Below are 23,496 nucleotides of genomic sequence, written 5' to 3'. Positions count from 1 at the left end.
TCTGCTGTGCGCGGTATCACATGATGAAGCTCGGAGTACTTTCCGAATCCCCACATGCTTGGTACGGTTATTTACTACAGCCTGTCGGGAGACCTTGCCGATCGAGTGTTCATTTCACTCATATTGCAAGACGGATATGTGTCAAGGCAGACTACCCGAGGTACGACGGGCAGGCCGGTCCCTATGACTTTCGGCGAAGCCTGTTCCGGTGGGGTTTTTCAGGCATCTTCTCTGCTAATATGCCACCCATCCGGCATCCACGCCCAGACGCGCGGAATCGCCCAAGAATAGACGAAAATGGGAGGAGCCTTTCCGATGTCATACCGGCAATTCGCCCTGTTCAAGCCCGCCCTGGCCGCCGCGGCCCTGATGGTCGGCGCGACCCTCGCGGCCGCCCCGGCCCGGGCCGAGATCAAGAGCCTGGAGATCATCGCCCCCGCCGCCCCGGGCGGGGGATGGGACCAGCACGCCCGCTCGATCCAGCAGGTGCTTCAAAACCAGAACCTGGTCCCCAACGTCCAGGTCGTGAACGTCCCCGGCGCCGGCGGCACCATCGGCCTCGCGCAGTTCGTTACCGGCAGGAAGCGGACGCCGACGCTGCTGGTCGGCGGCCAGATCATGCTGGGGGCGATCATCACCAACAAGTCGGCGGTGACGCTCGACCAGGTGACCCCGCTGGCCCGCCTGACCGGCGAGTATTCCGCGGTGGTGGTTCCGGCCGACAGCCCCCTCAACTCTCTGAAGGACCTGCTCGACAAGCTGAAGGCCGAGCCCGGATCGGTTTCGTGGGGCGGCGGGTCCGCCGGCGGCAGCGACCAGATCCTGGCGGGACTGATCGCCAAGGAGAGCGGCGTCGAACCGTCCAAGGTGAACTATGTCGCGACGGCCGGCGGCGGCGAGGTCCTGGCCGCCGTGCTGGGCGGGCATATCACCACGGCGGTCAGCGGCTACAACGAGTTCGCGCCGCAGATCCAGGCGGGCAAGCTGCGGGCGCTGGCGGTCTCGTCGCCCGAACGGCTGCCCGGCATCGACACGCCGACCTTGAAGGAACAGGGCATCGACCTGGAATTCGTCAACTGGCGCGGCATCTTCGCTTCCGGCAACCTGAAAGCCGCGGAGCTGAAGGAGCATGACGCGCTGATGACCAAGGTGACGTCCAGCGCCGAATGGAAGGATCTGGCCAAGCAGCGCGGCTGGATCGACCTGTACCTGCCCTCGGACAAGTTCGCCGAGTTCCTGAAGACCGAACGCACCCAGATCGAGGGCACCCTGACCGACCTGGGCCTCGTGAAATAGCATTGGCCGGGCAGGCCTGATCGGCCGTGCCGGCGGGAAGCCGCTTCCCGCCGGTGGCCCCGCGGTGCCAAAGCGTCATGACCGTTGACAAGATACATCCGATAACGGATGTATTACGCCTCTGCACTGATTTACCGGAGGATACGGCCATGCTTGGCATTCTGCGCGCGCTGCTGCGCTTGTGGCGCGAGGCGGGGACGGCGGCGACGCTTCATCACCTGCCCGAACATGTGAAGAAGGACATCGGCTTGCTGGCCGACGATCCCGTTCTGACGCTCGAACGCATCCGAGATCGGAAGATTTAAGCGCTTGCATCTATCCCGGACTTCGGCGATAGATGCCGGCGTCCATCCGACGCATCGATACCCGAGGAGACGATCCATGCTCGCCATTCACCGAAGCACCCGCCAAAGCGGCTTCTACCGCCAGGTTACCGCCTCGATGAACAAGCCGGCCGGCATGTTCGTCGCGACCGACGCAGACCTCATAGGATCCATGAGATTTCCTGGGTGTGGTGATGCCGATCTACCTGACGTTGAAGCGCGGACCTAAGCTCTATGTGGAATATGCCCGCTGGACGCGGCCCGGTGCCTGGCCCGGTGCCTGGATCGAGGTCCGGCGCGAGCGCGGCGAGCTTCTGCTCTGGCTCGGCCGATGGCACGCGATCTACACACCGGCGCGGTGGTCGCCCGGAACGGCCGGAACATCGCGGGGAGTCCTGAATGGCGGGAGCCGTCCGACATGACGAGATCGCCTCGCTGATGCGGGTGCTGGAGGAGTTCCGCAAGCTCGATCCCGACCTGCCGATCCAGTATGCCCTGTCGTTCCTGACCCTGGCGGAGAACGAGGGCATCTCGATGCGGGAGCTGGCGGAACGCCTCGGCATCGCCCAATCCTCGGCGTCGCGCAACGTCGCGGCGCTCAGCAAATGGCACAGCTTCGGCAAGCCGGGGCTCGACCTCGTCCAGGCGGAGGAGGACCCGCGCGAGCGTCGGCGCAAGATCATCTCGCTGACGCCCAAGGGCCACGCGCTGATCGCCACGCTCCGCGACCTGATGAACCGCGAGACGCGGCGCGCGAAGTCCGCGTGACGGTGATGATCCTCGCAGTCCGCATCGCAGCCGCCTTGGCGGCCCTGGTCCTCGCGTCTCTCCCCGGCGGCGGCCATGCGGCACCCAAGCCGGAGCTGCGAAGCTTCACGGCGCCCGCGGCCCGCGACGACGACCGCCCGCGCCCGGACCGCGCGCCCCTGGTCGGCGTCGAACAGCGGTTGCTTCCGCCGCCCGGAGCCTGGAATATTCCGGCCGGGATCGGCGATACGGTCTTCACGCTGGCCTGCTCCGCCGGCGAGGCCGCCGCCCTGGCGCCGTCGGCGGCGATGCGGCCGGCCGCCCGCTGCCCGGAGCCGTTCACCGTGATCGTCGAGCAGCCCTGATCCCCAAGCCCGATCCCGTTTCCAGCCGAAAGCTCCCATCATGATCGACCTGGACCGCGTCAGCGGCCTGATCCGCCGGACGGCGGAAGAGAAGATCCTGCCCCGGTTCCGCAACCTGGGCGCCGGCGACGTCGTCGAGAAGGGGCCGGGCGATCCGGTCACGATCGCCGACACGGAAGCCGAGGAGATGCTGGCCGGCCTGCTCGGCGCCGCCTATCCCGACACCCTGGTGATCGGCGAGGAGCTGGTCTCCCGGGACCCGTCCGCCCTGGACGCGCTGCTCGGGGACAAGCCGGTCTGGGTGATCGACCCGGTCGACGGGACGTTGAATTTCTCCGAAGGGGTCCCGGTGTTCGGGACGATCCTGGCCTATGTCGTCGGGGGCGAGATCCGGGGCGGCTGGCTGCACGACCCGATCAACGACGTCACGGTCGCGGCCACGCTGGGCGGCGGTGCCTGGTCGGATGGCCGGCGCCTTGAGGCCGACCGGACGACGCCGCTCTCCCGGGCGGTCGGCTCCGCCTACTGGAACGCCAGGGACTGGCTGGAGCCGGACCCGGTCCTGGCCGCGTCCGGTATCGTCGGGGAGATCCGCAACCACCGCTGTTCGGCGCTGGACTATATCGACCTTGCGCTGGGCCGCCGGCACTTCGTGCTGTCCCAGGGATCGAAGCCGTGGGACCACGCCGCGGGCGTGCTGGTCGCCCGCGAGATCGGCGGTGGCGCGTCGTTCCTGGACGGCGCCGACTACGACGTGATGCGTCTCGACGGCCGCGTGCTGGCGGCGGCTTCACGGGAAGCCCTGGACGCCATCCGCGCGGTCTTCTGACGCCGTCCATCGTAGGTTGGCCTTCGCCCGGCAGGGCGAACGCCGACGACATACAGGAACGTCGGCGTGTGCCGTCGGCGTTCGCTTCGCGAAGGCCGACCTACGACAGCATGCGGCCGAGCCGCTTGCCGCCGAAGATGTGGACGTGCAGGTGCGGCACTTCCTGGTTGGCGTTCTCGCCGATGTTGGCGAGGATGCGGTAGCCGTCGCCGGCGAGCCCGTGGTCGCGCGCCACCTTGCCGACCGCCCGGACGAAGGCGGAGATCTCGGCGTCCGAAGCCTTCTCGGAGAAGTCGTCGAACGAGACGTACGGCCCCTTGGGGATCACCAGGATATGGGCCGGGGTCAAGGGATTGATGTCGTGGAAGGCCAGGGTGTGCTCGTCCTCGTGGACCTTCTTGGACGGGATCTCGCCGCGCAGGATCCTGGCGAACACGTTGTTGGGATCGTAGGCCATCATTTGCCCCCGCTGCCTTGCTTGCGTGATTTCTTTTCGGCGATGCCGCTGATGCCTTCGCGGTCCGCCAGGATTCCGTAGACGGTCTCCGGCTTCACACCGGCGTCGGCCCAGAGCACCATCAGGTGGTAGAGCAGGTCGGCGGATTCCTCGGCCAGCTTCTGCTTGTCGCCGCGGATCGCCTCGATCACCGCCTCGACCGCCTCCTCGCCCAGCTTCTGGGCGATCTTGGGCGTGCCGCGGGAATAGAGCTTGGCGGTGTAGGAGGTCGCCGGGTCCTGGCCCCGGCGGGACAGCACCGTCTCGAACAGCCGGTCCAGCACGGCGGCGCTGACGCCCTGCCCGCTCATGCCGCGGCCTGCCCGGGCTTCGAGGTGTCGCGGATGTCGATGCCGGCCTTCGCCATGTGCGCCTTGGCCTCCCCGATGGAGAAGATGCCGAAATGGAAGATCGAGGCCGCCAGCACCGCCGTCGCGTGGCCGTCCCGGATGCCCGCCACCAGGTGGTCGAGCGTACCGACGCCGCCCGAGGCGATCACGGGCACGCGTACGGCGTCGGCGACCGCACGGGTCAGCTCGATGTCGAAGCCGGACTTGGTGCCGTCGCGGTCCATGGAGGTCAGCAGGATCTCGCCCGCCCCGTACTCCGCCATGCGGCGCGCCCAGTCGACCACGTCGAGGCCGGTGCGGTTCCGCCCGCCATGGGTGAAGACCTCCCACTTGCCGGGGCCGACCGACTTGGCGTCCACCGCCACCACCACGCACTGGGAGCCGAACTTCTCCGCCGCCTCGCGGACGAAATCGGGCCGGGAGACGGCGGCCGTGTTGATCGAGACCTTGTCGGCCCCGGCCAGCAGCAGCTTCCGGATGTCCTCCACCACGCGCACCCCGCCGCCGACGGTCAGCGGCATGAAGACCTGCTCCGCCGTGCGGCTGACCACGTCGTACAGGGTGTCGCGGGCTTCGACGCTGGCGGTGATGTCGAGGAAGGTCAGCTCGTCCGCCCCCTCCCGGTCGTATAGCCGGGCCTGCTCGACCGGGTCGCCGGCGTCGATCAGGTCCACGAAGTTCACCCCCTTGACCACCCGGCCGTCCTTGACGTCCAGGCAGGGGATCAGGCGCATCTTGAGCATTCAGGCCTCTTCCCCGGCATAGTCGGGGCCGGGCTCCACGGGGGACGACAGCAGGGCCAGCGCCTCGGCCGGATCGATCCGGCCGTCATAGAGCGCCCGGCCGCAGATCACGCCCTCGATGCCGGTATGCTCGACCTTCTTGAGCGCTTCCAGGTCGGCCATGCTGGAGACGCCGCCCGAGGCGATCACCGGCGTGGTCAGCGCGAAGGCCAGATCGGCGGTCGCCTCGACATTGACGCCGCCCATGGCGCCGTCGCGGTTGATGTCGGTGTAGATGATCGCGGCGACGCCGGCGTCCTCGAAGCGGAGCGCCAGGTCGAGCGCCTTGACGGTGGAGGTCTTGGCCCAGCCTTCGACCGCGACGAAGCCGTCGCGCGCGTCGATGCCGACCGCGACGCGGGACGGGAAGCGCCGGCAGGCCTCGCGCACCAGTTCGGGGTCGCGGACGGCAACGGTGCCAAGGATCACCCGGCTTATGCCGCGGCCCAGCCAGTCCTCGATCGTCTTCAGGTCGCGGATGCCGCCGCCGAGCTGGACCGGCATGGAGACCGAGGACAGCACGCCCTCGACCGCAGCCGCGTTGACCGGACGGCCCTCGAAGGCGCCGTTGAGATCGACCAGGTGGAGCCACTCGAACCCCTGGTCGGCGAAGGACTTCGCCTGGGCTCCGGGGTCGGTGTTGAAGACGGTCGCCTGATCCATTTCGCCCCTGACGAGGCGGACGCAGGCACCATCCTTGAGGTCGATCGCTGGATACAGAATCATGTCGGCGCTTCGGTAAGGGGCTGGGGGGACGGCAGGTCGGTGGAGGTCAGGTCCTTGTAGAAGAAATGACCGGCGAGGCTCTGGCCGCGGACGTTGGCATAGAGCGGGTGGGTGCCCCAGCGCCGGAAGCCCAGCGTCTCGTACAGCGCGATCGCCGCCCGCTGGGTCTCCCGCACGTCCAGGTTCAGGACCCGGTAACCGGCCTCGCGCGCCGCCATCTCGACCGCTCGGACCAGCATGCGGGCGAGACCGTGGCCGCGCGCCCAGGGCGCCACGAAGGAGGTGGTCAGCTGGGCGGAATGGCCCTGCGCCTCGTTGTTGCGGGGCGGCGCCACGAGCTGGGCCGATCCCGCCACCACGCCGTCCAGGCGGGCGATGAACAGGTGCCGCTCCGGCACGATCAGGACGCCCTTCCAGTACCGCTCCATCACGTCGCGGGGCGGCGGATCGACCCAGCCGAAGCCGCCGCCGTCGCGGATCGCGAGGTCGGCGGCGTCGCACAGGTCGTGGAGGTCCGCGGTGCGGAACTTCGAGACGCGCTCGACGGTCGCGGCGGTGGCCATCTCGTCCATGGCTCAGGGCCGCCAGCGCAGGAAGTTGGCGATCAACCGGAGCCCGGCGGCCTGGCTCTTCTCCGGGTGGAACTGGGTCCCGACCAGGTTGTCGCGCCCGATCACCGCCGCGACCGGACCGCCGTAGTCGACGCTCGCCAGTTCGGTCGCGCGGTCGGCGCAGGCGAAGCGGTAGGAATGGACGAAATAGGCGTGGTCGCCGTCATGCAGCCCGGCCAGCACCGGGTGGTCCGGCCGTTCCATATGCAGATCGTTCCAGCCCATGTGGGGGATCTTCAGCGACGGGTCGGCGGGATCGATGGAAACGACCTCGCCCGGTATCCAGCCCAGCCCCTCCCAGACCCCGTGCTCGACCCCGCGCTCCGCCATCAGCTGCATGCCGACGCAGATGCCCAGGAAGGGCGTGCCGCGGGTCAGCACCGCCTCCTCCATGGCCTCGACCAGGCCCGGCACCGACCGGATGCCGGCCATGCAGTCGGCGAAGGCGCCGACGCCGGGCAGCACGATGCGGTCGGCCCGCCGCACCGCCTCGGCATCGTCGGTGACGGCAATGGCGGCGTCGACGCCGGCCTCCAGGGCCGCGCGCTCGAACGCCTTGGCGGCGGACCTGAGATTGCCGGAGCCGTAATCGACGATTGCTACGGTCATGTGGTCAAAAATTCCCTGAGCCTTGCGCCCGGCGCCCCGTCAGAGCGTGCCGCCGAGCGTTCCCTTGGTGGACGGCACGGCGTCGGCCTTGCGCGGGTCGATCTCGACCGCGGCGCGCAATGCCCGGGCCAGCGCCTTGAAGCAGCTTTCCACGATATGGTGGTTGTTCTCGCCATACAGGTTCTCGACATGGAGCGTCACGCCGGCGGCCTGGGCGAAGGCCTGGAACCACTCCTTGAACAGCTCGGTGTCCATGTCCCCCAGCTTGTCGCGGGTGAAATGGACCTTCCAGATCAGGTAGGGCCGGTTTGACAGGTCGAGCGCCACGCGGGTCAGCGTCTCGTCCATCGGGACGGTGGCCTCGCCGTAGCGGCCGATGCCCTTGCGGTCGCCCAGCGCCTGGGCGAAGGCGGTGCCGATGGCGATCCCGCTGTCCTCGGTCGTGTGGTGGAAGTCGATATGGAGGTCGCCTTCCGCCTGGACCGTCAGGTCGATCAGGCTGTGGCGCGAGAGCTGTTCGAGCATGTGGTCGAGGAAACCGACGCCTGTGGAAATCTTGTACAGGCCGGTCCCGTCAAGGTTCAGCGAAACCTCGATCCGGGTTTCGTTGGTGGCGCGTCGCAGGCTGGCCTGGCGCGCTGATCTGTCGGGCTGTGCGTCCATGGCGGGGTTTTAGCAGGGATGGATGGGCGATGCCAGCGGGGGATGAACCCCCGGTACGCCTACTTCGTACGCCCTTCCGGAACCCTGTCCGGGGGTGTCGGGAAGGTTTCGCGGCGCGGCGCGGCAGATTGACCCGTTCTCACGGCACACGGGTGTAGGCTAATGGTTGGACCCCTCATGGTCGTGGCGAAAGAAGTCCATGGTGTCGAGTCGCTTGTGGATAACTCTGGGGATTGGGTTGTTGGCATCCTGCCTCTCCGGCTGCGGGGTCAATGTCCGCAGGGCGGAGATCGCGGAGCCACCGACCCCGCCGCCGGAGAGCCGCCGCGTGCCGGTCCGCTTCGGAGAGCTGCAGGCGAAGCTGCGGCGCGGCGACGTCATAGGCGGCTATGTCATTGGCTTCACATGCATCGGGCCGTTCGACCCGATCACCTGGACCAGCGGGCGCGCGATGATGGACCGGGCGGAGGTTGCCGACCTGTTCCATGAGGAGATGAGCACCGCCGGCTATGACGTGGCGGGCAACCCGAACCGCCTGTTCGAGGTGGCCGAGGACGAGGAACGGGCCGAGCTGGTGGTCTCCGCCCAGATCACCGATGTCAAGATGAATGTCTGCCGCAAGATGGGATTGTGGCTGGTCCAGTCCGACATCGTCGGGGAGGAGGTCGAGGCCTCGATCAAGGTGGACTGGACCGTCTATTCCCGCCTGGAAAGGCGCATGGTGCTGCGGACCTCGACCTGGGGATATCATGCCGGCGGCGCCGCGACCGAGGACGGCAAGGCCCTGGCGATGGAGCAGGCCTTCGCGGGAGCCGTCGCCAACCTGGCGGCCGATCCCCGCTTCGCGGCGGCCGGCTTCGCGGCGCCGGACGCCGGTTCGACGATGCCGGCCCTGGAGACCGGCGGCGGGATCGGAGGCGGGATCGGCGGAGCCGGTCCCGCCGGGGTGGTGCCGGACGGTGCGGCACGCCTCCAGGCGGTCAGGCTGGCGGCGCTGCCGCCCTTCACGACTCCGATCCAGGACCATGTGGACGCGGTGACCGGCGCCACGGTGCTGGTCTCGGGCGGGAGCGGCCATGGTTCCGGCGTGCTGGTCAGCCGGGACGGGCTGCTGCTGACCAACCACCACGTGGTCGGCGAGGCCGAACGGGTGCGGGTCGTGCTGGCCGACGGCACCGCGGTGGTGGGCAAGGTCGAGCGCCGGCACAAGCCGCGCGACGTGGCCCTGGTCCGGATCGAGGGGCGCGGCCTGCCCGCCCTGCCCGTCCGCACCCGCCCGCTGACCGTCAGCGAGGATGTCTACGTCGTCGGCGCGCCGCTGGCGGAGCGGATGCGCGGCACCGTCACCCGCGGCATCGTCAGCGCGATGCGGCGCGACCGCCTGACCGGGCTGGAGGAGATCCAGGCCGATGCCAGCGTCCAGGGCGGCAACAGCGGCGGTCCGCTGGTCGACGCCCAGGGCAACCTGGCGGGCCTGACCGTCTCGATGCGCACCGTGCCGGGCAGCCAGGCCTCGGCCGGGCTGAACTTCTTCATCCCGATCGGCGACGCGCTCGACCGGCTGAGGCTGCAGGTGGGCGGGCCGGAGATCGGGGATTGAAGGGATTGTCGGCTCGCCCCACATGGCGGTAGGACATTTGACGGTATTTTTCTGCGATAGGCCCCGATCCCGATGAGTTCCAACGATCCGATCCAATGGCACGGCACCACGATCCTGTGCGTCCGCAAGGGAGGCGACGTGGTGATCGCCGGTGACGGCCAGGTGTCCATGGGCCAGACCGTGATGAAGTCCAACGCGCGCAAGGTGCGCCGGCTGGCCGGCGGGGACGTGATGGCCGGTTTCGCCGGCGCCACGGCCGACGCCTTCACCCTGTTCGAGCGGCTGGAATCCAAGCTGGAGCAGCATCCCGGCCAGCTTACCCGCGCCTGCGTCGAAATGGCCAAGGACTGGCGGACCGACCGCTACCTGCGCCGGCTGGAGGCGATGATGGCCGTGGCCGACCGCAACGTCAGCCTGGTGCTGACCGGCAACGGCGACGTGCTGGAGCCCGAGGACGGCCTGATCGGCATCGGCTCCGGCGGCAGCTTCGCGCTGGCCGCCGCCCGCGCGCTGGCCGACGTCGAGGGACTGGATGCCGAGACGATCGCCCGCAAGGCGATGCGGATCGCCGCCGACATCTGCGTCTATACCAACCATAACGTGATCGTGGAAAAGATGTGATGGCGGAGGAGTTTGAATCACAGCCCGAGAGGCATATCCTGTTAGCGAACGGCGCCGACGGCGCTCCTGATGAAGAAAAGCCAATGACCTCCTTCAGCCCCCGCGAGATCGTCTCGGAACTGGACCGCTACATCGTCGGACAGCACGATGCCAAGCGTGCGGTCGCGATCGCGCTGCGCAACCGCTGGCGCCGGCTCCAGCTGCCGGAAGGCCTGCGTGAAGAGGTGCTGCCCAAGAACATCCTGATGATCGGCCCGACCGGCGTCGGCAAGACGGAGATCGCGCGCCGGCTGGCGAAACTGGCCCAGGCGCCGTTCCTGAAGGTGGAGGCCACCAAGTTCACCGAGGTGGGCTATGTCGGCCGCGACGTCGAGCAGATCGTCCGCGACCTGGTCGAGATCGCCATCACCATGACCAAGGACAAGCTGCGGAAGGAAGTGGCCTCCAAGGCCGAGCTGCGCGCCGAGGACCGCGTGCTGGATGCCCTGGTCGGCACCAACGCGGCTCCGGAGACGCGCCAGAAGTTCCGCAAGATGCTGCGCGAGGGCACGCTCAACGAGCGCGAGATCGAGATCCAGGTGGCCGACACCGGCGTGCCGGGGATGCCGACCTTCGACGTGCCCGGGATGCCCGGCGCGCAGATGGGCATGCTCAACCTGAACGACATTTTCGGCAAGGCGTTCGGCGGGCGGACCAAGACCCGCCGGCTCTCGGTGGCCGAGAGCTACGAAGTCTTGATGGCCGAGGAGTCCGACAAGCTGCTGGACCAGGAGACGGTCGTCAGCGAGGCGATCCAGTCGGTCGAGCAGAACGGCATCGTCTTCCTGGACGAGATCGACAAGATCTCCGCCCGGACCGAGGGCCGCGGCGGGGCCGACGTCAGCCGCGAAGGCGTCCAGCGCGACCTGCTACCGCTGATCGAGGGCACCTCGGTCGCGACCAAGCATGGCACGGTCAAGACCGACCACATCCTGTTCATCGCGTCCGGCGCGTTCCACGTGTCCAAGCCGTCCGACCTGCTGCCCGAGCTGCAGGGCCGCCTGCCGATCCGGGTCGAGTTGAAGGCGCTGACCCGGGAGGACTTCCGCCGCATCCTGACCGAGCCGGAGGCCAGCCTGATCAAGCAGTACAAGGCGCTTCTGAAGACGGAAGAGGTCGACCTGGAATTCACCGACGACTCGATCGACGAGCTGGCGAGCCTCGCCGCGGAGATCAACACGTCGGTGGAGAACATCGGCGCCCGCCGGCTGCACACCGTGATGGAGCGGCTGCTGGAGGAGATCAGCTTCAACGCCAGCGACCGCGGCGGTCAGACCATCACGATCGACGCCGACTATGTCCGCACCCAGGTATCCAACCTGGCGAAGAACGCCGACCTGTCGAAGTTCATCCTGTAGTGGATCCTCTCGTCCTGCGGTGCGGATCGGAGTAGGTCGGCCTTCGCCCGCAGGGCGAACGCCGACACCCCGCACCGAAGCTCCGGCCGGGGTGTCGGCGTCGGCCTTCGGCCGAGGCCGACCTACGATGGCTCCCGTCTATTGTTTTCACTCGGAGAGCGGGAGGGGGCGCTGGACGGCGCCTTTTTTCGTAGGGGCGCGCCGGGCCGGGCGGCTGGCGAGGATCTGCGGGAGGGTCGCGGGGGTCAGGTTCCAGACATCGACGCCGACGTCGAACTGGCGCAGCATGGGCGCCAGCCGGCCGTGGCTGTGGCCGTGCAGGTTGACCGACTTGCGGTGCATGCCGTTCCAGGTGCGGAAGGCGTAGTGGCACAGCACCAAGTGGGTGCCGGCCACCTCGATCTCGGCATAGGCCGAGACGGTCTCCCAGCCGGCGGATCTCAGGACCGCCGGGCCGTCGTTGTTGCCGGCGATCAGGTGCTTGCGGCCGTTCAGGCGCAACAGCAGGTCGTCGACCCGGCGCTCGTTCAGCCGGACCGCGAAATCGCCCAGGTGCCAGACCGTGTCGTCAGGGCCGACCGTCTCGTTCCAGCGCGCGACCATGGCCTCGTCCATGGGACCGGTGGAGTCGAAGGGCCGGCCGTACATGAAGATGACGCGGTGGTCGTTGAAGTGGCTGTCACTGGTGAAGAAGACGGTCATGAGGTTCCGGAAATCCAGTCCCCGGTCAGGACGCGCCGGCCAGCCACATCGGGTTCTTCAGCTGCTTGAGCAGGGCGCCGTGGGCTTCCAGCTCGGCCTCGGTCGGGGCATGGGCGCGCGGCGCGCGGCGGACGCGCTCGATCCTGACCGGGCCATCCTCATCGCCGCCGGCACCGCGCCGGTTGCCGGCGAGCACGAGGTCGGGCTGCCGGCCGCCCTGGAGTTCCAGATAAACCTCGCCCAGGAGCTGGGCGTCGAGCAGCGCGCCGTGCAGCGTTCGGTTGGAGTTGTCGATGTTGAAACGGCGGCACAGCGCATCCAGGCTGGCGGGAGCGCCGGGAAACTTGCGGCGCGCCATCTGCACGGTGTCGAGGGCGCGGGTCATGGGCAGCGTCGGCATGCCGAGCCGCTTCAACTCGGCATTGATGAACCGCATGTCGAATTCGGCGTTGTGGATGATCAGCCGCGAGTCGCCGATGAAGTCCAGGAACTCGCCGCAGATCTCGGCGAACACCGGCTTGTCCCTCAGGAACTCCTCCGACAGGCCGTGGACCGCGAAGGCCTCCGGCGGCATGTCGCGTTCCGGATTGATGTAGAGGTGGAGCTGCCTGTCGGTCGGGACGAAGTTGATCGCCTCGACGCAGCCGATCTCCACGATGCGGTGCCCGGTCAGGGGATCGAAGCCGGTCGTTTCAGTGTCGAGGACGATTTCGCGCATGGGGGTGCTTCACCGTGACGGGGCTGTATCTGCGGGGCGGCCAGACGCGGGACCTCCGGCCTGTGACCAATCTGACGATGCCGGCCAGCGCGCGCAAGGAGTGGGCTCGGCCGAGGCCGGTTTCCACCACGAAATCGGCGCGGCTGCGCTTCTCGCGGTCGGGCATCTGGCGTCTCAGGATTCCGGCCAGTTTCTCCACGGTCATGCCGGGCCGGGCCAGCACGCGGGCGCGCTGGATCGCGGGCGGCGCCGTGACGCACACGACGGCATCGACCCGCCGCTCGCCGCCGGTCTCGAACAGCAGGGGAATGTCCAGCACCGCCACGGGGATGCGCCGGGCGGCGCACAGGCCGAGGAAGCGGCGCTGGGAGCGCTGGACCAGCGGGTGCAGAATCCCCTCCAGCCGGCGCAGCGCCTGCGCGTCGCGGAACACCACGGCCCCCAGCGCCTGCCGGTCCACCGCACCGTCCCGCACCGTGCCGGGGAATTGCCGCTCTATCGGGGGCACGGCGGCACCGCCCCTGCCGAGGAGGCGGTGGACCGTGGCGTCGGAATCATGGACCGGGACGCCCAGCCGCTTCAGCATCCGGGCCGCCGTGCTCTTGCCCATGCCGATCGAGCCGGTCAGGCCGAGGACGATCATGGCTTTTCACGTAGGCCGGCCTTGGCCCGGAGGGCGAAGGCCGACATGTCGGCCGGAGCATCAACCGGGGAATGTCGGCGTTCGCTTTCGGCGAAGGCCGACCTACGGCGTACGACCTCCCGGCATCCGGGCATCAGAGGCCTTCCAGCACGAACCGGCGCAGCTCCGGCGTGACTTCGGGCACCCGGCCGAACCAGGCCTCGAAGCCGGGGCGGGCTTGGTGGAGCAGCATGCCCAGCCCGTCCACCACGGGGTTCCCGCGCTCCATCGCCGCCTTCAGGAGCGGGGTGTGGAGCGGCGTATAGACGATGTCGGTCACCAGCGCCGCCGGGGGAAGCCGGTCGAGATCGAGGTCGAGCGCCGGCTGGCCGCCCATGCCCTGGGTGGTCGTGTTGACGACCAGGGCGGCCCCGTCCAGGGCGAAGGCGCGTTCCTGCCACGGCAGCACACGGATCGGGCCGCCCAGCTCGGATGCCAGGATGTCGGCGCGGTCGCGGGTGCGGTTCAGCAGGCGGACCTCCGGGGCGCCCGCGTCGGCCAGGGCCACCAGGATCGCCCGGGCGGCGCCGCCGGCGCCCAGCACCACGGCGGGACCGGCATCGGCCCGCCAGTCCGGCCGGTCGGCGCGAAGATTCTCCATGAAGCCGAAACCGTCGGTGTTGCGGCCCTCGATCGTGCCGTCCTCCCCCACCACCAGCGTGTTCACGGCGCCGATGCGGCGCGCCACCGGGTCGACCCGGTCGCAGGCGGCCAGGGCAGCCTCCTTGTGGGGCACGGTCACGTTGGCGCCGCGCAGGCCCAGGGCCGGGAGGGCCCGGACCGCCTCGGCGATTCGGCCGGGGGGACCGCCAGGGGGATGTAGGCGCCGTCGATGCCGTACCGGTCGAGCCACCAGCCATGGAGCCGGGGCGACCGGGAATGGCCGACCGGCCAGCCCATCACGCCGGCGACCGCCGCCTTTGCTGTCAGGATCATCGGGCCGCCGGGATCATGATGCCAGGATTCGCCTCTGTCTCAGATAGTCCAGCACCGGCAGCAGGGGCATGCCGAGGATGGTGAAGTAGTCGCCCTCGATGCGGTTGAAGAGCTGGCTTCCCAGCCCCTCCAGCTGATAGGCGCCGACCGAAGTCAGCACGGCATCGCCCATCGCGTCAAGATATCGGTCGATGAACGGGTCGCTGAAGTCGCGCATGGTGAGCGTGGCGGCGTCCACATGGTGCCACTGGCGCTGGCCGTTCATCAGGGCCACCACGCCGGACACCAGCCGGTGCCGCCGGCCGCGCAGCGCCTGGAGGTGGGCCTTGGCCTCCGCCCGGTCCGCCGGCTTGTCGAACCAGGCGCCGTCGCATTCCAGCATCTGGTCCGCCCCCAGCACCAGGACGCCGGGGTAGCGCGAGGATATGCGCTTGCCCTTCAGCTCGGCCAGGGCCTCCGCGACCTCCTCGGCGCTCAGGCCGGCGACGCGGAAGCTGTGCTTGATCTCCTCCTCGTCCACCGCGGCGGCCTCGGCGACGACGGCGACCCCGGCCCGCTCCAGCATGGCGCGGCGGGCCTTGGAGGCCGAGGCGAGAATGACGGGATTTTCCGAAAGGAATACCGGCTGCTCCGTCATGACTTCTCGCTCTCCAGGGCGGCGCGGGCGGCGGGCGAGCCGGTCTGGCGCCGGGCCAGCAGCATCATGATCTCGGCCGCGGTCTCCTCGATCGAGCGGCGGGTCACGTCGATCACCGCCCAGCCGTGGCGGCTGTAGAGCCGGCGCGCCTCGGCGACCTCCTGGCGGACCACCTCCGGATCGACATAGTCGGTGTCCTCGCCCTGGTTCAGCAGTCTCAGCCGGTTCCTGCGGATCTGGATCAGGCGGTCGGGGTCCTTGGTCAGGCCGACGATCAGCGGCCGGGTGACCTGCGACAGCTCGGGCGGCAGCGGGCAGCCCGGCACGAAGGGCACGTTGGCCGCCTTGATGCCGCGGTTGGCCAGGTAGATGCAGGTCGGCGTCTTGGAGGTGCGCGAGACGCCCATCAGGATCACGTCGGCCTCGTGCAGGTTCCAGGTGCTCTGGCCGTCGTCATGGGCCAGCGCGAAGTCCATGGCGTCCATCCGGCTGAAATACTCGGCGTCCAGCATGTGCTGGCGGCCCGGCTGGCTTTGGCTCTCCAGCCCGAGATAGGCGGCCAGCGCATTGATCAGCGGGTCGAGCACGGGGATGCAGGGCACCTGGAGTTCGCGGCAGGTCTCCTGCAGGCGGCGGCGCAGCTTCTCGTCGACCAGGGTGAACATCACGAGGCCGGGATTATCCTTGATCCCCTCGATGACCATCTCGAGCTGCCGCGTCGTCCGGACCAGGTTCCAGAAATGCTCGATCGGCTGGACCTGGTCGAACTGGGCCACGCAGGCGCGCGCGACGCTGTTGATCGTCTCTCCCGTCGCGTCGGACACCAGATGCAGGTGGAACTGCTTCAGACTTGAGTTCATGCCAAAGGTCAGCCTGTGTATATCTCGATGATTACCGGGGATAAGTCGGCCTTTTTCCGGGGTGGCGCGTCATGGCGGGCCATTGATGATCGTAATGCCCCGGAATGCCGGTGACCTGCCCCCGCTGCGGATAATTACATGGGTCGCCGTGAGAGTCGCGGACAGCTCTCCGTTCGGGGCTGTTATCCCCATGACTCCCAGAGTTGTTGAGTCTATAGCATTACCGATGGAATCGCTCAAACGATCCAGAAGAGGTCCACAAATCCGGGTGACCTTCCCACAGCCTGTGGATCATTGTGGGGATGAAATGTAATCACCGGTTTCCACAGGGATCATCCACAGCCACCCTTCTTCTATAAAAGGAATCAGGATAGAAGAGGGTCTTGGCCCTGAGTGGGGATAAGGCTTTCCGAGCCCTCGGCCCCGCCTTCTTTCGGAATGGAATTTCGCACCTTGGAAAGCTCGCAGAAGTTGTTCATCCGCGCCTTGAACGGGGAGACCCTGGCGAGGCCCCCGTTCTGGCTGATGCGTCAGGCCGGCCGGTATCTTCCGGAATACCGGGCGACCCGGGCGCAGGCGGGCAGCTTCCTGGACCTGTGCTTCGCGCCCGAGCTGGCGGTCGAGGTGACGTTGCAGCCGCTCCGCCGCTACGGCATGGACGCCGCGATCCTGTTCTCCGACATCCTGGTGGTGCCGCACGCGCTGGGGCAGAAGCTGGACTATGTGGAAGGCGAGGGGCCGCAGCTCGACCCGATCCGCGAAGCCTCCGGCCTGAACCGGCTGTCGACCGATGCCTTCCACGAGCGGCTGGCCCCCGTCTACGAGACGGTGCGGCGGCTCTCGACCGCGATCCCGGAGACGACGGCGCTGATCGGGTTCGCGGGATCGCCCTGGACGGTGGCGTGCTACATGGTCGAGGGCGGCGGCTCGAAGGAGTACGCCCACGTCAAGCGGTTCGCCTACGGGGATCCGCAGGGTTTCCAGGCGCTGATCGACCTGCTGGTGCGGACGACGGCGGATTATCTCTCGGCCCAGATCCAGGCCGGGGCCGAGGCGGTCCAGGTGTTCGACAGCTGGGCCGGCGTGCTGCCGGCGCCCGAGTTCCGCAAATGGGTGATCGAGCCGACCAGGCGGCTGGTCGAGCTGCTGAACGCCCGGCATCCCGGCGTCCCGGTGATCGGGTTCCCGCGCGGCGCCGGCGCGATGTACCGGGAATACGCCGAGACGACCGGTGTCACGGCGCTCGGGCTCGACACCACGGTGCCGCCGGAATGGGCCGCGGCCGAGCTCCAGCCGAAGCTGCCGGTGCAGGGAAACCTGGACCCGATCATGGTGGTGGCCGGCGGCGACGCGATGCGCGAGTCCGCGACCGGCATCCTGCGCAGCCTGTCCGGCGGTCCGTTCGTGTTCAATCTCGGCCACGGCGTGGTCCAGACGACGCCGCCCGAGCATGTCGGACAGCTTGCCGCATTGGTCAAATCCTGGCCCGATCTAAGTCAAGGCTGATCGAAATCATGCCCCGTCCCATTGAGGACTGGACAAATCAACCGGATGCAACCAGCTTCACCACCATGCCGAACCAGAAAATCGCTGTCGTCCTGTTCAACCTGGGTGGACCCGACAGTCCCGAAGCCGTCCGACCGTTCCTGTTCAACCTGTTCAACGATCCGGCGATCATCCGTATCCCGGGGTTGTTCCGGACGCCGCTCGCCCATCTGCTGGCCAAGCGGCGCGCCAAGCCGGCGGGCGAGATCTACGAGATCCTGGGCGGCAAGTCGCCCCTGTTGGAGAATACCCAGGCCCAGGCGCGCGCGATCGAATCGGCGCTGGCCGACATGGGCGAGGTCAAGTCCTTCATCGCGATGCGCTACTGGCATCCCATGAGCGACGAGACCGCCGACCAGGTGCGCCGGTTCGACCCCGACCGGATCGTGCTCCTGCCGCTTTATCCCCAGTTTTCCACCACCACCACGGCGTCGTCGGAGAAGATGTGGTTCCAGGCCGCCAAGGCGGCCGGCCTCGACAAGCCGACGGTCACGGTGTGCTGCTACCCGACCGAGCCCGGTTTCATCCAAGCGGCCGCCCGGCTGATCCGGAGCGGGGTGGAGGAAGCGGCGGGCCACGGCACGCCGCGGGTGCTGTTCTCGTCCCACGGGCTGCCGAAGAAGGTGGTCAAGGGCGGCGACCCCTACCAGTGGCAGTGCGAGCGGACGGCCGAGGCGATCGTCCAGGAACTGGGCATGCCCGGCCTGGACTGGGTGAGCTGCTACCAGAGCCGCGTCGGCCCGCTGGAATGGATCGGCCCCTCGACCGATTCGGAGATCGAGCGGGCGGGCGTCGACAAGGTGCCGCTGGTGGTGGTCCCGATCGCCTTCGTGTCCGAGCATTCGGAGACGCTGGTCGAGATCGAGGTCGAGTATCGCGAGCTGGCCCACGAGAAGGGCGTACCCCACTTCGTCCGGGTGCCGACCGTCGGCATCGAGGACAGCTTCATCCAGGCTCTCGCCGGGCTGGTGCGCCGCGCCCTGGCCGGCGAGGTGGCGATGTGCTCCCAGGCGGGCGGCCGGATCTGCCCGGACGGCTTCCAGGGCTGCCCGCAGCGGGCCCGCCAGCTGACCAACCGCCAGTCCTCCCCCGCCGGACAGCAGGCCAGGCGCCCCCTGGCGGCCGAGTGAGGGCCGAGGATTGCTCTACGATTGGGTGAAGGCGTTCCACGTCATCAGCATCATCGCTTGGATGGCGGGGCTGCTCTACCTGCCGCGCCTGTTCGTTTACCACTGCGAGGCCCCCGCCGGGTCGGCCACGTCGGAGACCCTGAAGGTGATGGAGCGCAGGCTGCTGCGCGCCATCATGAACCCGGCGATGATCGCCTCCTACGTGTTCGGCATCTGGCTGCTGGTCCTGAACCCGGGCTGGTTCGAGATGGGCTGGATCCACGCCAAGCTGGCCTTCGTGGTGGGCCTGACCGCCATCCACATGATGATGGCGGGTTGGCGCCGGAAGTTCGCCGAGGACCGCAACCAGCGGCCCCAGCGCTTCTTCCGCATCATGAACGAGGTGCCGACCCTGCTGATGATCGGCATCGTCATCTTCGTGATCGTCAAGCCGTTCTGACACGGGGCGGCGGTGTATCCAAAGCAGCGTCCTCGACCCACGGGGCCACCGTGATCACCCCCGCCGCATGATCCGCCGCGCCACAGCCTTCTCCGCCTCGACGATGAGGAAGGTGGCGAGGCCGAATCCGGCGAGGATCAGCCAGTCGGTGCCGGCGATCGCCGCGGTGCCGAACAGGTCCTGCATCACCGGCACGTAGGTGAAGGCGAGCTGGAGCAGCAGGCACAGCGCGATGGAGATCAGCACCGGCCGGCTGCCGAGGATGCCCCGCACGGACAGCACCGGGTTCATGATGGCCCTGGCGTTCCACAGGTAGAAGATCTCGCCGACCACCAGCGCGTTGACCGCGACGGTGCGGGCCTGCTCCAGCGGCGCGCCCGAGGATTGCATCCACAGGAACAGGCCGAAGGCGGGGATGACCAGCAGGACCATGACGAACAGGATCCGCCAGATCATGTAGCCGGTCAGGATGCCTTCGCCCGGGCTGCGCGGCGGCCGGCGCATGATGTCGGGCTCGCTCGGCTCGAAGGCCAGCGCGAGGCCCAGGGTCACCGCGCTGATCATGTTGACCCACAGGATCTGCACCGGCGTGATCGGGAGCATGGTCCCGGCCAGGATCGCCGCCAGGATGATCATCGCCTGCGCCGCGTTGGTCGGCAGCAGGAACAGGATGGTCTTGCGCAGGTTGTCGTAGACCGTCCGTCCCTCGGCCACCGCCCGGGCGATCGAGGCGAAATTGTCGTCCGCCAGCACCATGGCGGCCGCCTCCTTCGCGGCCTCCGTCCCCTTGTTGCCCATGGCGATCCCGACATCCGCCCGTTTCAGCGCCGGCGCGTCGTTCACCCCGTCCCCGGTCATCGCGATGGTGGCGCCGTCGGCCTGGAGCGCCTCGACCAGCCGCAGCTTGTGCTCGGGCGTGGTGCGGGCGAAGATGTCGGTGGTCCGTGCCGCCTCCAGCAGCCCGCGCCCGTCGAGCCGGTCGAGGTCGCGGCCGGTGAGCACCGGGGTTCCCCCAGGCCGAAGGCGGCGCCGATCGCCCCTGCCGTCACCGCATGGTCGCCGGTGATCATCTTGACCCGGATGCCGGCGGCGGCGCAGGCCCTGACCGCCTCGATCGCCTCCTCGCGCGGGGGATCTATCAGCCCGACCAGCCCCAGCAAGGTCAGGCCGCCGGTGACGTCGGCGAACTCCACCGTGCCCTGGTCGGCGCCGGCGTCCCGGACGGCGATACCCAGCACCCGCTGGCCGTGCGCGGCCATGGCCTCGATACGCCGGTGCCACTCGGCGGCGTCGACCGGCGCCTCGCCGTCGGGCCTGCGTTCCGCCGAAGCCATCTCGAGGATCCGCTCCGGCGCTCCCTTGACGTAGATTCGCCGGGAGCCGCCGGGGCCGCGGTGAAGGGTCGCCATGAACTTGTGGTCCGATTCGAACGGGATCAGGTCGATCCTGGGCCAGTCCCGGTTCGTCCCGGCCTGGTCCAGCCCTGCCTTCAGCGCCAGGGTCATGAGAGCGCCGTCGGTCGGATCGCCTTCAAGGTGCCACTCCCCGTCCCGCTCGGACACCGAAGCGTCGTTGCACAGCAGGACGGCCCGCGCGATCTCCGCGAGGACGGGGTCGGCGGCCGGGTCAGCCCGGTGATCCGCCGCCTGGCCGTCGGGCCTGAACCCGCCGGACGGCTCGTAGCCGATGCCGTCCACGTCGTAGGCGGCGCCGGCCGTCACGATCCGGCGGACCGTCAGCTCGTTCCGCGTCAGGGTTCCGGTCTTGTCCGAGCAGATGACGCTGACCGCCCCCAGCGTCTCGACCGCCGGTAGGCGGCGGATGATGGCGTTGCGCCGGGCCATGCGGGTGACCCCGATGGCGAGCGTGATGGTCATGACCGCCGGGAGCCCTTCCGGGATCGCCGCGACCGCCAGGCCGACCGCCGCCATGAACATGTCGTCCATGGCGAAGCCCTGGATCCAGACGCCGACCGCGAAGGCGAGGGCGGCCAGCGCCAGGATCCCCACGGTGAGCCACCGGCCGAACGCGGCCATCTGGGCCAGCAGCGGCGTCGTCAGGGTCTCGACCCCGGCGATCATGGTGCTGATCCGGCCGATCTCGGTGCGGTCGCCCGTGCCGACCACCAGCCCGGTCCCCTGCCCCACGGTCACCAGCGTCCCGGAGAAGGCCGCCGGGGTGCGGTCGCCCAGGGCGGCGTCCGGGGCCACCGGATCGACCGACTTGGAGACCGGCACCGATTCGCCGGTCAGCGCCGATTCCTGGATCTGGAGGTTGCGGGCGGCGATCAGGCGCAGGTCCGCCGGCACCTTGTCGCCCGAGGCGAGCTGGACCAGGTCGCCGGGCACCAGCTCCTCGGCGGGGATGGTCCGGCGCCTGCCGTCGCGGATCACGGCGGCGTTCGGCGACAGCATGTCGCGGATGGCGTCCAGCGCCTGTTCCGCCTTGCCCTCCTGGATGAAGCCGATCAGGGCGTTGATCACCACCACGCCGACGATGACCGCCGCGTCGACCAGCTCGCCCAGGGCGGCGCTCATGGCCGCCGCCGCCAGCAGCACATAGATCAGCACGTTGTTGAACTGCACCAGGAAGCGAACCAGGGCGCTTCGCCGGGGGGAGGCGTCAGCCGGTTCGGCCCGATCCTGGCGAGCCGGGCGGCGGCCTCCTCGGCGCTCAGCCCCTGTTCGCCCGTGCCGAACCGGCGGAGCGCATCCGGAGCGCCGACCGCATGCCAGGCTTCCGGCGCGTCGGAGGAGCCGGTGCCGTCAGGAGCCGGTGCCGGCCGCGGCCGGGTGTCGACGGTCATGATGTCCTCCAAGATTGTTGGCCCTGTGCCTGAATTGGTTTCAGCAGGCGGGATCACGAACGCAATCGTGCGTCATGTGGCACCTCAGCGACAACCCGCCGCAGTGGCCGTCGCGGCGGGACGGCGCCTATCCGCGGATATAGAGCTTCGGTACAGTTCCGGTTTCGTTTGACTTGTCAATCCGGTTCGTATATCCATATCTTTATCAGAAGGCCCAATCCCGAGAATCCTTTTATATTCTCGAGCGTCCCGCCCGGGGATGCTCCGACGGCCGATAGCCTCATCTCTGCCGCGCTGCCCAAGCAAATGCGCCCGGCATTCAACTGCCGCTTCCGTCCCCCACAGGCTCCCGATGAACCTCCAAGAGTTGAAATGTAAGACGCCTGCCGAGTTACTGGCGTTCGCCGAAGAATTACAGATCGAGAACGCCAGCACCTTGCGCAAGCAAGATATGATGTTCGCCATCCTGAAGCAGCTCGCCGACAACGAGGTACCGATCTTCGGGGACGGCGTGCTGGAGATCCTCCAGGACGGCTTCGGATTCCTGCGCTCGCCGGAATCCAATTACCTGCCCGGTCCGGACGACATCTATGTCAGCCCGAGCCAGGTGCGGCGCTTCGGCCTGCGCACCGGCGACACCGTCGAGGGACAGATCCGGGCGCCGAAGGACGGGGAGCGCTATTTCGCGCTGCTCAAGGTCAACACGATCAATTTCGACAGTCCGGACAAGGTCCGGCACAGGATCAACTTCGACAACTTGACCCCGCTCTACCCGGAAGAGCGGCTGAACATGGAAATCGAGGATCCGACCAAGAAGAACTTCACCGGCCGGATCATCGACCTGGTCGTCCCGCTGGGCAAGGGCCAGCGCGCGCTGGTGGTGGCGCCGCCGCGCACCGGCAAGACGGTGATGCTTCAGAACATCGCCCACTCCATCGCCCAGAACCATCCCGAAGTCTACCTGATCGTCCTGCTGATCGACGAACGGCCGGAGGAAGTGACCGACATGGCGCGCAGCGTGCGCGGCGAGGTCGTCAGCTCCACCTTCGACGAGCCGGCGGCCCGCCACGTCCAGGTCGCCGAGATGGTGATCGAGAAGGCCAAGCGGCTGGTCGAGCACAAGCGCGACGTGGTGATCCTGCTGGACAGCATCACCCGCTTGGCGCGTGCCTACAACACGGTCGTCCCCAGTTCCGGCAAGGTGCTGACCGGCGGCGTCGACGCCAACGCCCTGCAGCGGCCGAAGCGCTTCTTCGGCGCCGCCCGCAACATCGAGGAAGGCGGTTCGCTGACCATCATCGCGACCGCGCTGATCGATACCGGGTCGCGCATGGACGAGGTGATCTTCGAGGAGTTCAAGGGCACCGGCAATTCCGAGATCATCCTGGACCGCAAGATCAGCGACAAGCGCACCTTCCCGGCGATCGACATCACCAAGTCGGGCACGCGCAAGGAAGAGTTGCTGGTCGACAAGGCGACGATCTCCAAGATGTGGGTCCTGCGCCGCATCCTGATGCCCATGGGCGTCACGGACTCGGTCGACTTCCTGCTGGACAAGCTGAAGCACACCAAGAGCAACTCCGAGTTCTTCGACTCGATGAACCAGTAGACCGCTCCTGGCGGACA

27 protein-coding genes and 2 pseudogenes are annotated in these 23,496 nt (G+C 68.3%); 13 read left to right on the top strand and 16 right to left on the bottom strand.

Annotation, left to right across the window (positions count from 1 at the left end):
* The first annotated feature begins 315 nt into the window (after positions 1 to 315).
* The 6 genes from DPR14_RS26270 to DPR14_RS26250 all read left to right on the top strand — a co-directional run bounded on the left by DPR14_RS26270 (position 316) and on the right by DPR14_RS26250 (position 3,560).
* A complete protein-coding gene (locus tag DPR14_RS26270) occupies positions 316 to 1,296 on the top strand; it encodes a tripartite tricarboxylate transporter substrate binding protein (protein ID WP_158047778.1) in 981 nt (326 codons plus the stop codon).
* A 149-nt stretch (positions 1,297 to 1,445) separates the two neighbouring features.
* Positions 1,446 to 1,601 carry a hypothetical protein gene (locus DPR14_RS27625; protein WP_192499175.1) on the top strand — a complete coding sequence of 52 codons (156 nt, stop codon included), beginning with the start codon at positions 1,446 to 1,448 and terminating at the stop codon, positions 1,599 to 1,601.
* A 212-nt stretch (positions 1,602 to 1,813) separates the two neighbouring features.
* A complete protein-coding gene (locus DPR14_RS26265) occupies positions 1,814 to 2,041 on the top strand; it encodes a hypothetical protein (RefSeq protein ID WP_158047777.1) in 228 nt (75 codons plus the stop codon).
* Entirely contained in the window at positions 2,019 to 2,387 is a 369-nt protein-coding gene (locus DPR14_RS26260; RefSeq protein WP_158047776.1) for a MarR family winged helix-turn-helix transcriptional regulator, read from the top strand. Before DPR14_RS26265 ends, DPR14_RS26260 begins: the two co-directional genes overlap by 23 nt.
* Entirely contained in the window at positions 2,384 to 2,731 is a 348-nt protein-coding gene (locus tag DPR14_RS26255) for a hypothetical protein (protein WP_192499174.1), read from the top strand. Before DPR14_RS26260 ends, DPR14_RS26255 begins: the two co-directional genes overlap by 4 nt.
* A 40-nt stretch (positions 2,732 to 2,771) precedes the next feature.
* On the top strand, positions 2,772 to 3,560 hold the full coding sequence (locus DPR14_RS26250) for an inositol monophosphatase family protein (protein ID WP_158047774.1): 789 nt from the start codon (positions 2,772 to 2,774) through the stop codon (positions 3,558 to 3,560).
* A gap of 100 nt (positions 3,561 to 3,660) precedes the next feature.
* Here the strand turns inward: DPR14_RS26250 and DPR14_RS26245 are convergent, their stop codons facing one another.
* Genes DPR14_RS26245 through hisB form a run of 7 tightly spaced genes read right to left on the bottom strand, consistent with a single transcriptional unit; the run spans position 3,661 to position 7,797 of the window.
* Positions 3,661 to 4,017 carry a histidine triad nucleotide-binding protein gene (locus DPR14_RS26245; RefSeq protein ID WP_158048359.1) on the bottom strand — a complete coding sequence of 119 codons (357 nt, stop codon included), beginning with the start codon at positions 4,015 to 4,017 and terminating at the stop codon, positions 3,661 to 3,663.
* Positions 4,017 to 4,367 carry a phosphoribosyl-ATP diphosphatase gene (locus DPR14_RS26240; protein ID WP_158047773.1) on the bottom strand — a complete coding sequence of 117 codons (351 nt, stop codon included), beginning with the start codon at positions 4,365 to 4,367 and terminating at the stop codon, positions 4,017 to 4,019. The genes DPR14_RS26245 and DPR14_RS26240 overlap by 1 nt, the downstream gene beginning before the upstream one ends.
* The gene (gene hisF, locus DPR14_RS26235) at positions 4,364 to 5,149 is read right to left on the bottom strand and encodes an imidazole glycerol phosphate synthase subunit HisF (protein WP_158047772.1); all 786 of its coding nucleotides are present in this window, start codon (positions 5,147 to 5,149) and stop codon (positions 4,364 to 4,366) included. Before hisF ends, DPR14_RS26240 begins: the two co-directional genes overlap by 4 nt.
* Positions 5,150 to 5,914, bottom strand: a complete 765-nt coding sequence (gene hisA / locus DPR14_RS26230; protein ID WP_158047771.1) for a 1-(5-phosphoribosyl)-5-[(5-phosphoribosylamino)methylideneamino]imidazole-4-carboxamide isomerase — start codon at positions 5,912 to 5,914, stop codon at positions 5,150 to 5,152.
* Positions 5,911 to 6,486, bottom strand: a complete 576-nt coding sequence (locus DPR14_RS26225) for a GNAT family N-acetyltransferase (RefSeq protein WP_158047770.1) — start codon at positions 6,484 to 6,486, stop codon at positions 5,911 to 5,913. The genes hisA and DPR14_RS26225 overlap by 4 nt, the downstream gene beginning before the upstream one ends.
* A 3-nt stretch (positions 6,487 to 6,489) precedes the next feature.
* Positions 6,490 to 7,134, bottom strand: a complete 645-nt coding sequence (hisH, locus tag DPR14_RS26220; protein WP_158047769.1) for an imidazole glycerol phosphate synthase subunit HisH — start codon at positions 7,132 to 7,134, stop codon at positions 6,490 to 6,492.
* Between the two features lie 39 nt (positions 7,135 to 7,173).
* Positions 7,174 to 7,797: an imidazoleglycerol-phosphate dehydratase HisB gene (gene hisB, locus DPR14_RS26215; protein WP_158047768.1), complete on the bottom strand. Its 624-nt coding sequence runs from the start codon at positions 7,795 to 7,797 to the stop codon at positions 7,174 to 7,176.
* 241 nt (positions 7,798 to 8,038) lie between these two features.
* On the opposite strand from hisB, the gene DPR14_RS26210 reads away from it, so the two are divergent.
* The 3 genes from DPR14_RS26210 to hslU all read left to right on the top strand — a co-directional run bounded on the left by DPR14_RS26210 (position 8,039) and on the right by hslU (position 11,415).
* A complete protein-coding gene (locus DPR14_RS26210) occupies positions 8,039 to 9,397 on the top strand; it encodes a S1C family serine protease (RefSeq protein ID WP_158047767.1) in 1,359 nt (452 codons plus the stop codon).
* Between the two features lie 72 nt (positions 9,398 to 9,469).
* Positions 9,470 to 10,018: an ATP-dependent protease subunit HslV gene (hslV, locus tag DPR14_RS26205; RefSeq protein WP_158047766.1), complete on the top strand. Its 549-nt coding sequence runs from the start codon at positions 9,470 to 9,472 to the stop codon at positions 10,016 to 10,018.
* 83 nt (positions 10,019 to 10,101) lie between these two features.
* On the top strand, positions 10,102 to 11,415 hold the full coding sequence (gene hslU / locus DPR14_RS26200; RefSeq protein WP_158047765.1) for an ATP-dependent protease ATPase subunit HslU: 1,314 nt from the start codon (positions 10,102 to 10,104) through the stop codon (positions 11,413 to 11,415).
* A 147-nt stretch (positions 11,416 to 11,562) separates the two neighbouring features.
* On the opposite strand, the gene DPR14_RS26195 is transcribed toward hslU, so the two are convergent.
* The 6 genes and pseudogenes from DPR14_RS26195 to DPR14_RS26170 all read right to left on the bottom strand — a co-directional run bounded on the left by DPR14_RS26195 (position 11,563) and on the right by DPR14_RS26170 (position 15,938).
* On the bottom strand, positions 11,563 to 12,117 hold the full coding sequence (locus DPR14_RS26195) for a metallophosphoesterase family protein (RefSeq protein WP_158047764.1): 555 nt from the start codon (positions 12,115 to 12,117) through the stop codon (positions 11,563 to 11,565).
* 25 nt (positions 12,118 to 12,142) lie between these two features.
* On the bottom strand, positions 12,143 to 12,835 hold the full coding sequence (gene dnaQ, locus DPR14_RS26190) for a DNA polymerase III subunit epsilon (protein WP_158047763.1): 693 nt from the start codon (positions 12,833 to 12,835) through the stop codon (positions 12,143 to 12,145).
* Positions 12,810 to 13,478 (bottom strand): dephospho-CoA kinase, encoded by a 669-nt coding sequence (gene coaE, locus DPR14_RS26185; RefSeq protein ID WP_158047762.1) that lies wholly within the window; start codon positions 13,476 to 13,478, stop codon positions 12,810 to 12,812. The genes dnaQ and coaE overlap by 26 nt, the downstream gene beginning before the upstream one ends.
* A 133-nt stretch (positions 13,479 to 13,611) precedes the next feature.
* A pseudogene (locus tag DPR14_RS26180) lies at positions 13,612 to 14,450 on the bottom strand (shikimate dehydrogenase).
* A gap of 16 nt (positions 14,451 to 14,466) precedes the next feature.
* Positions 14,467 to 15,090, bottom strand: coding sequence for a Maf family protein (locus tag DPR14_RS26175; RefSeq protein WP_158047761.1), 624 nt, complete (start codon positions 15,088 to 15,090; stop codon positions 14,467 to 14,469).
* Entirely contained in the window at positions 15,087 to 15,938 is an 852-nt protein-coding gene (locus DPR14_RS26170) for a pyruvate, water dikinase regulatory protein (RefSeq protein WP_158048358.1), read from the bottom strand. Before DPR14_RS26170 ends, DPR14_RS26175 begins: the two co-directional genes overlap by 4 nt.
* Before the next feature lie 465 nt (positions 15,939 to 16,403).
* Between DPR14_RS26170 and hemE the strand changes: the two genes are divergently transcribed.
* The 3 genes from hemE to hemJ all read left to right on the top strand — a co-directional run bounded on the left by hemE (position 16,404) and on the right by hemJ (position 19,064).
* On the top strand, positions 16,404 to 17,456 hold the full coding sequence (gene hemE, locus DPR14_RS26165) for a uroporphyrinogen decarboxylase (RefSeq protein WP_246148623.1): 1,053 nt from the start codon (positions 16,404 to 16,406) through the stop codon (positions 17,454 to 17,456).
* 65 nt (positions 17,457 to 17,521) lie between these two features.
* On the top strand, positions 17,522 to 18,625 hold the full coding sequence (gene hemH, locus DPR14_RS26160) for a ferrochelatase (protein ID WP_158047759.1): 1,104 nt from the start codon (positions 17,522 to 17,524) through the stop codon (positions 18,623 to 18,625).
* Positions 18,626 to 18,635: 10 nt separating this feature from the next.
* Positions 18,636 to 19,064 (top strand): protoporphyrinogen oxidase HemJ, encoded by a 429-nt coding sequence (gene hemJ / locus DPR14_RS26155; protein WP_158047758.1) that lies wholly within the window; start codon positions 18,636 to 18,638, stop codon positions 19,062 to 19,064.
* A 54-nt stretch (positions 19,065 to 19,118) separates the two neighbouring features.
* On the opposite strand, the gene DPR14_RS28805 is transcribed toward hemJ, so the two are convergent.
* The 3 genes and pseudogenes from DPR14_RS28805 to DPR14_RS28540 form a co-directional block, all read right to left on the bottom strand.
* The gene (locus DPR14_RS28805; protein WP_281352730.1) at positions 19,119 to 19,961 is read right to left on the bottom strand and encodes an HAD-IC family P-type ATPase; all 843 of its coding nucleotides are present in this window, start codon (positions 19,959 to 19,961) and stop codon (positions 19,119 to 19,121) included.
* A complete protein-coding gene (locus DPR14_RS26150) occupies positions 19,919 to 21,649 on the bottom strand; it encodes an HAD-IC family P-type ATPase (protein ID WP_281352662.1) in 1,731 nt (576 codons plus the stop codon). The genes DPR14_RS28805 and DPR14_RS26150 overlap by 43 nt, the downstream gene beginning before the upstream one ends.
* Before the next feature lie 6 nt (positions 21,650 to 21,655).
* A pseudogene (locus DPR14_RS28540) lies at positions 21,656 to 21,870 on the bottom strand (cation-transporting P-type ATPase); the annotation flags it as partial.
* 352 nt (positions 21,871 to 22,222) lie between these two features.
* On the opposite strand from DPR14_RS28540, the gene rho reads away from it, so the two are divergent.
* Positions 22,223 to 23,479, top strand: coding sequence for a transcription termination factor Rho (rho, locus tag DPR14_RS26145; RefSeq protein ID WP_158047757.1), 1,257 nt, complete (start codon positions 22,223 to 22,225; stop codon positions 23,477 to 23,479).
* Positions 23,480 to 23,496 lie beyond the last annotated feature (17 nt).

It is taken from the genome of Skermanella pratensis, assembly GCF_008843145.1.
GTDB classification, from domain to species: domain Bacteria; phylum Pseudomonadota; class Alphaproteobacteria; order Azospirillales; family Azospirillaceae; genus Skermanella; species Skermanella pratensis.
The sequence above is the reverse complement of the archived record's forward strand: the minus strand, read 5'-3'. Positions and strand labels throughout refer to the sequence as shown.